This is a genomic window from Pseudovibrio sp. Ad26, assembly GCF_001623285.1.
Classification (GTDB): domain Bacteria; phylum Pseudomonadota; class Alphaproteobacteria; order Rhizobiales; family Stappiaceae; genus Pseudovibrio; species Pseudovibrio ascidiaceicola.
The window spans coordinates 176,332-188,472 of sequence record NZ_LMCE01000146.1; the positions used below are offsets into that span (position 1 = coordinate 176,332).

Consider the following 12,141-nt stretch of genomic DNA (forward strand, 5'->3'; position numbering starts at 1 on the left):
TAGCCGTTCTCCTAGAAGAGATCAGAGGACCAAAGCCCTATCCTCAGGCTTAACGTTCGCCGTCCTATCTTCAGTCTCGACAAACGCTACCCGCGTTTCAGCGGGCACAAAAACAATCCGCTCAAGCGGAGTGGCACCCGGATTGAATGTGTTGAACTGTGCAACGCCCACCTCAGCTGCACGCCCCACCAACGAAGCAGAGCCCAACTCATGCACTTGAGTGAAACCACCAAGCGTGACGTCTAGAGTACGAAGCGCTAACTCAGCATTTCCGAACTCATGATGTTGAGTGAATGCACCGCATTGGATTGCAGCATGCTCAGGAGCCACCTCAACAGCTCCCAGATTATGAACTTGAGAGAATCTGCCAACCACGATCACCAGACGCTGAAGCCCAACGGAGACCGGACCAAGTTCATAAGTGGTACTTGGATTAATGACTGATATGGCACCAACGTCGATCTCAGGAGATAGACCCGCCAGACTAACCGCACCGAACTCATGCACCTGAGAGAAACCGCCAAGCGCGACCTCTGGACTACGAAGCGTTAACTCAGCAGCACCAAATTCATGATGTTGAGTTAACGCACCACACTGGATTGCAGCAGGCTCAAGGGCCGTGTCAGCAGATCCCAGATTATGAACCTGAGAAAACCCTACCACCGTAATCTCTGGCACTGCGTAGGTTACTAAGATAGAGCCCAGCTCTTGCGTGATCGTCGGATCAAAGGTCGTAAAGCCATCAAGCTCAATCTCGGGAGCCTGAAGAGCAATTGCAGCAGCACCAAACTCGTGATGCTGAGTAAACGCACCGCATTGAATTACAGCAGGCTGAAGAGCTAGATCAAGAGAACTAAGACCATGGACCTGAGTGAATACTCCAACCTCAATCTCTGGCACCGAGAACTCAACAGAGATCGATCCAAGCTCATAGGTGGTGCTCGGAACCGTCACGGAAAAGCCCACCACAGAGATCTCGGCAGATGAAGCCAGCAGCTCAGCAGAGCCAAACTCATGCAACTGAGCAAATCCACTAAGCCCCAACTCAGGTGCCGAGGTACCAAGTGAAACACCTCCCAGATCATGAACCTGGGAGAAGCCATTCACTGTGATCTCTGGAACCGAGAACTCTAAGGTGATCAATCCAAGATCGTGCGTACCTCCTCCAGATGAAGGCGCAGGCGCGATCGCGATATAACTTGAGATCCAGTAGGTGTTGCCGCCTATGATCGTGGCGCTCTCTGCTGGGATTGAGCCCGCAGAATCCATCGTAAACACAGCCGCCGCCGCAGATGCTGAAGCATCACCACCACCGGGAGGCCCGCCGAAGTTATCGTAAACCTCAGTCCAATCAGAGGGCCAGTTCACATCTGGCACAATTGGGCTACCACTATTCCCGCTTTCTACTGCGATAGATCCAACGATCAGGCAATCATCTACATCAGTTGAAAGACCTGTAGGAAACTCCACGATCTGGTTTTTCCCGCCAACCTTTGTCGCGCTCGCTCTAATCGGATTGTCTGGATCAACATTGCTATAACGAAGTAACGAGAATGCCGCCCGCTCACTACCGCTATGAAACCCCACCGAGTACGATGCAGGCTCTGTTCCATCTGCTATGCGGTATTGCCAGCCACCCCGATGAGATGAGCCAGCAGCACCGACAACCGGACCACCATGCAAGTCCTGAAAGCCTGCAAGCGTCAAGAAACCAGCCACCCCATCGCAGTCACCAAGAAACAACAGCAAGTCACCCGCCTCAGTTCCAGAAGGCAAAGTGAGAGAACCAGTCGAGGTGTTATCTGCATGACCAGTGGAGAGCGCCTCATAGAATGGACCATCCCATGGAGGTGGTGGAGGCGGCTCAGTCGCTGTGTCAGATCGCAGAGCTATATAGCTTAATGTTTTTTGAACATCACTCGGACCGCTCCCTTGCAAACCACCCGGCAATCCCCCCGGCGTGGCCTGCGTAAAGTACGCAACAGCCAACCCCGGTCTAGTAACCGAGCTTACGATATTGTCATCATAAGCTTCCGGCCACCCCTGCACCCAATTGGATATGGTACCCGAATCATAGCCAGAATGCCGCCGTGCTGAGACTACTGCCAGAACCAAAGCATCGGTTGTGGTCGTCGAAACACCAGATGGAAAAATCCCGTTATTCTTCGCCGCCCCATTCTCAACGTTCGTTGCAACACCATCGAACGGGTTAACAGGATCTACGCCGCTAATTCGAAACAATACACTTTGATACCAAGCGGTCTGAAAACTACCAGTTGTTAGCCTCTTTACCGCATAGGACGAAGGCTCCGAAGCCGTAGCAACTTTGTACTGCACTGATATTGTGTGAGAACTTGCGTCTCTTGTAATGCCCGGAACATTCAAGAACTCTTCGCTACCTGCGTATTCAGCGCCCACCGCAAAAGAAGTCACTAGAAGAAGCAAATCTCCAGCTTGGACTCCTACAGGTAAGTCAACCTGAGTCTCATTGTACGCAGGGGCTTCCCCAGTACTAAAAGTCTCTATAACAGGAACAGCCATCTGATCACCTGCAGCAGAAGGGCAACAACAAGCAAAGGCCCTCAGTGCAAACTGAGAGCCTTCATTAATGCAACGCAGATTTAGGCTGCGTCTGGTATGCGGATATCAAGACTTGAGATATTGAACTTGTTACCAGAAGTCACCGCTTGGGACGCGGGCAACAGGCCATGAGCCAACAGCACGCTTCCACTCACAATTGCCCAGTGCGTAGCATCACCAGATGCTGAGACAGATCCATTCGACACAGAGGTTGAGATTTTCCGTCCATTGGGACTGCCGTTTGCCGCAGCATCAAAACTAAGCCCGGACTTATTACCAAGACTGTGAGTGGATGTTGCCTGAGTGTAAGAGCTTGGCGCTTGCTTGCAGATATGCAGCGCCACAGCGTTGCTGGAGATCTCCGAAAGCGCGGCATCCAATACGCTGTCAGCTAGAAAAGCCATTGTTTTTCTCCCTAAGAAATGAGCGGCAAGAGTTATCAGTCAGAGCAAGTCTTGCTGCTGTCTCTGATTTCTTTCCGCTTAAGCTGGTTGTCTAAAATCCTGTTCCACGCCATGAAAAACGCAGCAATCACAGTCAAGATGATGAGGCAAGCTTGAAGGATCGGCTCAAGAAAGGAAGTCCAGTTCTGAGCAATCCAAGCAACTACAAAAGTCAACACTGTTCCTGCTTCTGATTTCTGCATTTTAGCCCCGCTCAAGATTTTAGATCTACTGGTGGACTTGGACACTTTGCCTGATCTTGAACTTCCAACACCCAATCAAGCGAGCGCGCCAACGGCTCTGAAATCACATCTCCATCTTCTGGCTTCCATTGGATTGGAAGCGTGCACGGATCAAGCCCGTGCGTGCTCACGCAAGCGCCTGCGAGTGTCAGACAAGTGGCGCTCACGAACCCTATTCTGCGCATCAGTGCTCGCCTTTCGCATTCGGGTTACGTTTTCCTTGAGAGCAGCATCACGAACTAATCGATCATGCTGCTTGTCGCGCAGCCAACCGCGAAGAAACTTCACAGCAATCTGCGCGACGAACTCAAGCAGCATTTTCATGAGCTGCCTTGTATGGATCTGCTATGGGCTTACCCCCAATGTCACCATCAAGATCCAGGTCGATACCGAGACGCGCCTCAATCTTGTCTAGCAAAGCGTCCTGAGTAACTCCGAAGTAAGCCAAAGCGGACGGCACAGACTCGATCACATAATCCGCAGCGATACCTACTGCAGCCGATCTCGGATTATAGACAATCTCTTTGGGCGTCATCAGCTTGACTTTGGTCTTTGCGTACTCAACGCCATGCATGATCGCATCATCAACACGAGCTTTCATCTGGTCGTCAAACTGAAGCCCCGTCTTCTCTTCGAGCGCGGTAAGACCGCGCCGCCCTAGATACACTGCACCGCCAAGCAACGCGGTAAACAAGCCATCCAAAAACATCCCGACAAGCGGGGTAAAATCAATAAGCGAAGTGTCCATTGGAACCACCGTTAGCTTTGTTAAGGAAAGGTCTATCAGGAGAGAGAAGCAGCCGAGATCAGCTCACGCAGCTTGTCGCCAACCTCAATCGGTTTACCGGGACTCTCCATTCCCGGTAGCCAAGTAATGTCCCACTTGCTGCGCTGCCGAACTTTGAGCGTTGGCTGTACTTCAGCATGGGTAAGAACCGTCTGGCGTGTGACTGGAATCTGGTAGGTTTCGCAAAGATCGGCCACGGTCTCTGTTAAAGCCCGAACCTGCGCAACTGTGATCGGATATTTGCCAGCATAAAAGGGCGCTTCTGTCGCCCCTGCCATCGCATCAACAGCCACGCCAATGGAACCAGTATTCAACGCTCTGGTGTGCGCTGCGTATTGACCATCACGGCAATCCACATTTGCCTCTGGCTTCAGTGCCCCCATGTGAACCTTGCCTGCACGATCCACAATCACATGGTAATGATTGCGTTCGAGGCTGTTCACACCATCAGCACCCGCAGTCCAATGCATCACAATGCGCTTCAGTCCAGCAACCGGACTACGCGCAGTGTGAACCTCATCATCCAGCTCGCCACTATAGAGAACCTTGCTTGTTTTAGGTCCGACAATACCATCAACCACCAATCCATTGGCCTTTTGGAAACGCTGAAGAGCATCCATGGTTCGAGGACCAACAACCCCATCCAAAGGACCGGGATTGAAACCATGAGCGTTCAATGCTTTTTGCACTCGTAACCAGTCCATAGATCACCTCACAAAAAAGGCTCCCTTCAGGGAGCCGTTGCCACGTTGTCGTGCTGTTTTAGAGATTGGAAATTTCGATTAATGGAAGGAGCTTAGTTGGCCACGCGATACACAATTACATCAATTTTTCCAGACAAACCGCTTATGACTCCCGAGCTATTCATCCTCAGACCGCTAAGCGAAAAACTCGCCTTGGATTTGGTACTCAACCCTATGATGTTAACGTAACTCAAGTTACCTTGGACGGTTCTTTGACCAATCGCATCAACGACATAACTCGTATCTGGCTGAGGTGTTTCGAAAGTGTAGGTTCCCCCCGAACGAGTTAGGTTAAAGGATGCATCGTCACCAATATCAGAGTACAGCGCCACGACCTGAGGCCGATTCTTAAGGTTATTCAGGATGGCCGAGTTGATCTCGGCATCTGTCACCGTATCTTGTTGCAGTTTACTCCCCGGTATTGTCCGGCTATTGATGTTGCCGCCACTGATTTTACTCAGAATGGCAATGGCACCCAAACCTAGATTAGACCGCGCTGCAGACTTACTAAGCAGATCACTCAGGTTGTTTGACTTGTGAAAGAAATCGCTCGTGTCTGGCGTCGCAAGAAGCCAACCAACCTCATCTTCTGAGTAGACTTTCACCTTCTTTGCAACGGTATGGAAGAAGAGCATGCCGTCCTTAAGCGGACCACCTTGATTATCCTCAGATGGATCTACGTTAAATTCTCCAAGATAGATCTTATTGAACCGCTGGAACGCCAACTCAGAAGCCTGCTCAACAGCCGTCTCTAAATTACTCAACGCCTGCTCTGCTGCTTCCCTTGCTGATTGAGCTTGACCGCTAGCATCTATTGCGGCTTGTTTTGCTGCTAGCACCACAGCCTCAACGTTTGCCGGATTGAGAAGCACATAGCCATCCTGCCCCTCAATCACTGTGAGCATCGCCGGGTAGCCTGCTTGCAGGTCATCAGGGTCAAGTTCATTGCCGAGGCCATTTCGAATTGGCAACAGCACATCATCAACCTTGATGGTCACAGCGCCTGAGTTGTTTGCAATGGGAACGAAGACTGCAAACTCAACTGCCGAGAGGCTGACACCCAATCGAAGTTTCGCCCTGATCGCATTACCCGTCCCATCGATATCGATCAGCCGCGTGATACTGTCAGCAAGGTCTCGCACATAGTTCCAGGTACCGCCCAGCCACTGATAGTAGCCGCTTAAGGTGTGGTTGGTGTCAGCTCCGACTATGGCAGGCGTGTAGTCTGGTTTGTTTGTTATAGTATCCAGTTCGGCCTTGGTCTTAACGATCACGGCTCCAAGCGTAGAACCGATCTCAAGCTGCCCCAGATACGCTCTAATCTCAGCTTTGACTGGTTTGTGCTCAGTGGTGCTACCGAGACCGAGCGTCGCAAAATCACGCCAAACAGTTTCCTTGGTGAGGAAGTTCATAGCCAACTCCAGATTTTGAAAAGAGATTAGGTAGAGGCCTGAAGCACAACCGGATTGGACCAGCTGCTATTTTGCCCAAAGACCGAACGGGTTCGCATGCGGAACCGATACTCCACACCAGCAGTCAAGCTTTCTGTCTCGATGGTTTCTTCACCATCGTTTGCCTGCGCGTACTTGGCAGCGCCGCCGCTGGTTTTCATGTACTCAAGCTCGTAGGTGAGAGCCTCGGAGTTACGCGAGAAGCTCGCCTCAGCAATCAAGCTCTGCCCCTGCTGTTCAAATGCAATCGTGAAGCTGGTGACAATCGGCAATGCAGAGGAACCAATGCGCTGAGGAGGATCACCCTTTTCGCCCTCCTCCTCAGGTTCAAAATCGTAAAGGCTCTTAGGAACAACGATTGCCTCAAACTGGTGGGTAAAATTGTTGAGATCCAAGATCGGAGTTCCAATAAGTTCCAGATAGGCATCCACCAGATGAGGCGGTTCTGTGATCTTGATAAAGCGTCGAAACGGCAGGTTCTCAGATGCAAAGTAGTCACACACAATCCGCACTCGCGGAGCCGTCGCACGAGTGTATTTGAGCTTCTGTTTGCGCCGCATATGGTTGTGACTTTGGATGCATTCGTTATCAACGGTTCGCGACCTGGGATCGTTCTCATCCACATACGGATCACCCCAGATGACTGCATCATCCTCGGTATAGTTCAGCTCTGGATTGGTCCAAAGGCCCCGAACAGATTTCACATTCGAGTTTGGATTCCGGTTTGACAGGAAGGTCACTTCCTTGATGTCTGCTGTTTTCAAGTGAATGTCAGGCTCTACCCACTCCCCGGCATGCACCGCCACCTTGCCTTGCGGGTCAACATAAAGCAGCAGTTCACCCGCTTCATCAATCAACCTTGCAACCTCAGTGGGGTCATTGTTCTCACGGCCACTGAAACCACCATGATATCGAGGCTCTTGATCCCCTTGGAAGTTGGTGACCTGCTCATCAGCGACAGCAGCAGCATTAGCCCAACTCTCAAGATTAATCCGGTCAGCCTTCAAAGCACCGCCATACGGAGATAGCAAGAGATCAAGACGGTGAAGCGCAAGGTTCCTGCTAAAGGCAACCTCATCAGTTCGAGGATCTAAAACGCGCTTAGCCCGAACCAAAGATGTCACTGTCGGATATCCATGCGGATACACCGTTCTATGATGCTGAGCGCTGACGCTCTTACAAATCACAAGCGTGCTGGCGATGTTGTCGCCGCGATGGTCGTCGCTCCAGATGTCACTAAACTTCGTGACCAGCTCGGAATACGGCTCACCAACCGGAGTGCCCAACCTCTCTTTGATAATGACTTTAGCTTTACCACTGAGGCGGTAATACTTAGATGCATCCTCATCATTGCTCAGCGATTTTATGACGTTGCCATCTTCATCAATCTCCACCGCTGCATCACTCAGGTAGTGTTCAACAAACCCATCTATCTCATGAGAAGCGTGCGCGATGATCATGTAAGCAGTCCCGTCACGCTCCTCCAGAAACATCATGTCTCCAGCCTTGCGCACCAACCCATAAGCAAACGACCGAGACGGTACGCTTTGCCGTTGATTGACTTTGCCATCTGCAACACTTGGCAAGGGAGCTGCATTACTCTGCCGACGCTGAGTGCCCGCCAACTCCTTGACGGCATAACCAACACCGGCTGACAAGCCGACACCGATAATCCCAACACCAACAGAGGACACCGCAGCACCCGCAAGAATAGCTTGCGTCGCAACGGATGCACCAAGTATGGCCGCTCCGTTCGACAATACGAACGCAACACCCAATGCAACAGCATGAGGCATCAAACACTCCAGATTTTCAGAGCTGGTGCGTGAATGGTTTCAAAACCATCCCGCCAATGAACCTGCCAGTTGAGCCCGTCCCAGATCGCTCCCCACTGCCGGAGCGGGTTATGCAAACTGCCGACAACCCCGATGTCACCGATCTTCCTAGAGCGCGTTTCCAGCAGGCCCGCGATTGCAACACAACCTTCAACCAAACCTAAAGCCCCGCCAGATGTTGTGAGCAGTTCATTCAACTCTTCAGTGGTTGAGTAGGTGCCGCGCAGAAACTGAGCACCATCGGGATAGCCGTTGAAGCACGCCCAATCGGCAAGGACCAAGCAACAGTCAGCCTTGCCGGGATCGAAGCGCATGTCACGTCGATCTGACAGCCAACCTTGCAGGTTATTCAGGCACGTGGCCATGTGATAGTTTGCTCGTTCATGAGGGTCACTCGTTCACATGACAGATCTGGAAGAAGGTCAGGATTGAGTTTAAGCGACAGCGCTTTTTGATCTGAATCCGACAGCACAGCATTGCGCCGCGATTTGCGGGCATGGAACACATTCGCAACAACTACGATCACTTCATGCTTGATGTGAGGTTGAGCCTGATCACCCGTCGCTGCTTTGTGAAAATTCAGATCAATGATTTCACCTGTAAACTTGACGATTGGATCTCCAACAGGCTGAAAGTACTGATCACAAGATTGCAATAAAATCTGCACTTCAGACCCGATGACATCATCTTCCTGAGTTTCTTCATAAGCCAGGTCGGCAATGTCCTGAGGAACGCCAGACAGGCCAACCTCCATAACCACGGCCTCACCAGAAAAGGAATATTGCAGCGTGCTTAAAGCTGATTCCGGGAGTTCCCCGGCAGCTCGCCAGTGATCACCATTTGCATCAATGTAAGGGCAAGATCCAAACCAGAAGCGAGAGGTTCCTTGAGGAAAATCCATCTTCATCAGGATCATCACTTTGCGGGCACTCATTCAGCTGCGACCTTATCCCAGTAATCGATTGCCTCGACAAAGTTCAGCGTCTTGTTTGTGATCGGTGACACACCGTGAACAATGTCCATCTCATTATCTGAGGCAAGATGCATCAGGCACGTTGGCTCTTTCACTGTGAGAATAGAACCTGCCGGAATTTTAGCCCGCGTCGCAGGAAAGATTGGGACTTGAACCACGTTCCCCTTTTTTGCGATTACCGGACCCGTTTGGTAAAGCGCATGAAAGTAACTGTACTTGATGCCCGTCAGGCTCAACCCTTCACGCAAAGCGCGAAGCTTCACAACAGTTGCACCGATCTGTGCGTCTTCTTCCATTTGAACCAAAGGTGGCTCACTGGAATACTTCGTGCCATCGGAAAACGTGGACCCATCAGAGTGGGTTGCCAGAGCACTTTGTGTCTTTGCGAGCTGCTGCAGCCGTGATCCCGTGCAGTAAGCCGGAACGATCACCAAGCCAGTTCGCCCCTGCAATGCAACTTGGATTGCATTCCAAGCTTCCTCGTGGTGCATATCATTTGACATCACCATGATGTTTGGAAACACAGCCCGCCAGAAACCTAAGTCGGTTTGCGTTACAAGATCGCGGCCACCCAGCGTAGCACCACCCTGTCTTGTGAAAGGCCGCTGGTGAAAGGCTGGTTTACCCCGCATCGCAAACAGCTTGAATGGCCAATGAATAAAGTTAGCCAAGCCAGCCTCCCCCCTTGTTTTGCTCGTAAGCATTCAGGTCATTGACCACGTTCCCACGGGACTGAGCAGTGGCTGCTTTGATGATGCCAGGTTTAGCTTGATCGACGATTTGCACAGCAACAGGACCAGCAACGCCGGCCACTCTGACATCAAACTCAGAACTGCCCTCAACCACCAACCGGATCTCAGAAGGAGTATTGCGGTTTGCTGGTGCAGGAATTGCAGCAGGTTTCGGGATCATGGGAACAGGACCACCGACGAAGCCGCCTCTTGCAAAGCCTTTGGCGCTTTTATGCAGCGCATCAAGATTGGCAACACCAAGCTTCCTAGTCGCCTCTTTAGAGAACACGTACTCATCACCGTGCACAATACCTTTAGGAGTGTACTTGCCCCCCGGACCCGTCCAACCACCCTTATCAAATCCAAGGAATGAAGTTGCTATGGATGCAAGGCTAGAGACCAGACCGCCACCAGTAGAACCGGGACCACCACCGCCAAACATCGAGCCAAGCGGACCAGTTCCAAACAACGAAGCCTGCATCGTCGCATCGAGCATGGATTGAATGAAGCTATCCAGAGCATCGTTGCCAGTTTCAATCTGACTGGTGATAGCAGAAAACTGATCTTGGACATGCTGCCCCATGAATGAAGCGGCTTCCATTGCCATCTCATTGTTCTTTGTCCAATTCTCGTTAGCAACAACGAGCTGTTCAATCTTTTCCTTCTGCTCTTCAGTTGCAGCACTTCCAGCTTTGAGCAGCGCATTTTGCACCCGACGCTGAGTTGCATTCATGCCCATCTGCTCGCGCTCTATCTCAAGCGCTTTGATAACTTCCTTGACTTTGTCCGACTGTTTCTTGGCAGCACTGGCAACTTTGGTTCGCGCCTTGCTCTCTGTCTGCATCGCAAAGGCACGTTTTGTAATGTCAACAATCCGCTTGCCTTCATCACTGTCAGCAGTCACCCCGGCACTGCTTAGGTTCGTGTCGATTACCCGTTGCAGTGGTGTTTTCTTGGCTGTCTCAAGTATCTTCTGCTGGGCAGCAATCACGCTTTCAATGCGCTCAGTCGCCGCCAACTCCTGAACCTTCAAGCTTTTGGAATAAGCTCCATAAGCATCAACGCTATCTTGATCGATCTTTCTCAAAATCTCTTGGCGCTTTGCGAGCAACTCGTTGAGTAGCTTCTCCTCACCTTCCGCTGCATTCACCCATGGCGCAGTATGTGGATTGCTGTTGTACGCACCAATCACTTCACGAGTACGCGCAATCTGGTTATTGACAGTTTCAAGCTGTCCCTTAGGAGTAGCTTTCTGATTGACCTCATCAACCGCCCCGGCAATGCCTCGGATTGCATCCGTTAGACCAGTGGCGCTTGCAATCTGCTGCCCCCAACGCTCGAGCAAGATCTGAGTGGATTCCGCAAGACCATCGTAAGCCCCAGCCAATCCACCGCCAGCAGCTGCACCAGCACCACCGACTTGCTTTTCTACCGCATCAAGGATTGCGTTTTGTGCCTTCGCGACCTGCCCCGTGGCCATGAAGTTTTTGATCATATCTTTCTGAGTTTGAGTGAACGATACGCCAACACGGCGAAGCGCAGACAAGCCAGTCACCGGATCTTCCAGAGCCTTACCCAACTGCACCGCAGAGCTTGAGAGAGTTCCAAAGCCAACAGCCGCCAGATCCTGACTAAGCTTGATCGTGCGATCAAAGGTTGTTCCTGCTACGGATCGAAATGTTAAGAGCTGAGCAATTGCATCTCGAACACCAGTTGTACTGGCAAGCGTATCAAGTCCGACACCTTGAGCAAGCTGCTCTAGCTGCTTGGATGTACGACCAGCAGAAAAGCCCGTCGCTTTGAGCACCGCATCAGTACGCTTTTGCTGCACTTCAAACGCCTCAAAGGCTTTAACAGCTTTAACAGAAACACCAGCGAATGCAGCCATTGCGACACCAGCCGCAACCAGTGCTGGATTGACGCTGCCCAAAGCACCACCGACCGCACCGAGACGACCGGAGACACCACCAAGCGGACCCTCAAGGATAGCAACAGAACGACCTGCTTGAGAGAAGGTATTACGCATCTTTCCAGCAGCAGTGCCAGACTGACCGATAGACTTGTTAAACCTCTTGATCTGATTATCGTTGAACGCTTTCTTTTGAGCACGCTCAACCTTTTTCATCTGCCGCTCTACGTCGGTCACGCGAGCTTCGTAAGTTGTGATTAGCTTCTGCTCAACCTTGCTAGCCATATCGATTTACCAACTCTCTCAGCTCGACGTGATCATCTTCGGTGATGTCACTCTCATCAGGCCCAAGCCCATTCGCTTTGTTGTATCCATCCATTGCCGCATACAGCTCACTGATGGACGCCTTCCAGAAAACCTCTGGCGTCCATCCGAGCACAGGCATCC

12 protein-coding genes are annotated in these 12,141 nt (G+C 51.4%); all 12 read right to left on the reverse strand.

The genetic code is table 11. From position 1 onward, the window contains the following. Window positions 1-21: 21 nt before the first annotated feature. The 12 genes from PsAD26_RS24535 to PsAD26_RS29785 all read right to left on the reverse strand — a co-directional run bounded on the left by PsAD26_RS24535 (window position 22) and on the right by PsAD26_RS29785 (window position 12,139). Complete coding sequence (locus PsAD26_RS24535; RefSeq protein ID WP_153041574.1) at window positions 22-2,433, reverse strand: hypothetical protein; 2,412 nt, start codon at window positions 2,431-2,433, stop codon at window positions 22-24. Window positions 2,434-2,621: 188 nt separating this feature from the next. Next, window positions 2,622-2,984: a hypothetical protein gene (locus PsAD26_RS24540; RefSeq protein ID WP_063312491.1), complete on the reverse strand. Its 363-nt coding sequence runs from the start codon at window positions 2,982-2,984 to the stop codon at window positions 2,622-2,624. A gap of 392 nt (window positions 2,985-3,376) precedes the next feature. Further along, window positions 3,377-3,589, reverse strand: coding sequence for a hypothetical protein (locus PsAD26_RS24550; protein ID WP_063312493.1), 213 nt, complete (start codon window positions 3,587-3,589; stop codon window positions 3,377-3,379). Then, on the reverse strand, window positions 3,573-4,013 hold the full coding sequence (locus tag PsAD26_RS24555) for a hypothetical protein (RefSeq protein ID WP_063312494.1): 441 nt from the start codon (window positions 4,011-4,013) through the stop codon (window positions 3,573-3,575). Before PsAD26_RS24555 ends, PsAD26_RS24550 begins: the two co-directional genes overlap by 17 nt. A gap of 35 nt (window positions 4,014-4,048) precedes the next feature. Continuing rightward, window positions 4,049-4,756: a peptidoglycan-binding protein gene (locus PsAD26_RS24560; protein ID WP_063312495.1), complete on the reverse strand. Its 708-nt coding sequence runs from the start codon at window positions 4,754-4,756 to the stop codon at window positions 4,049-4,051. Window positions 4,757-4,848: 92 nt separating this feature from the next. Further along, window positions 4,849-6,207, reverse strand: a complete 1,359-nt coding sequence (locus tag PsAD26_RS24565) for a hypothetical protein (protein WP_063312496.1) — start codon at window positions 6,205-6,207, stop codon at window positions 4,849-4,851. 26 nt (window positions 6,208-6,233) lie between these two features. Next, window positions 6,234-8,042 carry a hypothetical protein gene (locus PsAD26_RS24570; RefSeq protein ID WP_063312497.1) on the reverse strand — a complete coding sequence of 603 codons (1,809 nt, stop codon included), beginning with the start codon at window positions 8,040-8,042 and terminating at the stop codon, window positions 6,234-6,236. After that, window positions 8,042-8,446, reverse strand: coding sequence for a hypothetical protein (locus PsAD26_RS24575; protein ID WP_063312498.1), 405 nt, complete (start codon window positions 8,444-8,446; stop codon window positions 8,042-8,044). Before PsAD26_RS24575 ends, PsAD26_RS24570 begins: the two co-directional genes overlap by 1 nt. Further along, on the reverse strand, window positions 8,431-9,015 hold the full coding sequence (locus PsAD26_RS24580) for a hypothetical protein (protein ID WP_063312499.1): 585 nt from the start codon (window positions 9,013-9,015) through the stop codon (window positions 8,431-8,433). The genes PsAD26_RS24575 and PsAD26_RS24580 overlap by 16 nt, the downstream gene beginning before the upstream one ends. After that, the gene (locus PsAD26_RS24585; protein WP_063312500.1) at window positions 9,012-9,725 is read right to left on the reverse strand and encodes a hypothetical protein; all 714 of its coding nucleotides are present in this window, start codon (window positions 9,723-9,725) and stop codon (window positions 9,012-9,014) included. Before PsAD26_RS24585 ends, PsAD26_RS24580 begins: the two co-directional genes overlap by 4 nt. Next, window positions 9,718-11,979, reverse strand: coding sequence for a phage tail length tape measure family protein (locus PsAD26_RS24590; protein ID WP_063312501.1), 2,262 nt, complete (start codon window positions 11,977-11,979; stop codon window positions 9,718-9,720). The genes PsAD26_RS24585 and PsAD26_RS24590 overlap by 8 nt, the downstream gene beginning before the upstream one ends. Beyond that, window positions 11,972-12,139, reverse strand: coding sequence for a hypothetical protein (locus PsAD26_RS29785; protein WP_193758354.1), 168 nt, complete (start codon window positions 12,137-12,139; stop codon window positions 11,972-11,974). Before PsAD26_RS29785 ends, PsAD26_RS24590 begins: the two co-directional genes overlap by 8 nt. Window positions 12,140-12,141: the final 2 nt, after the last annotated feature.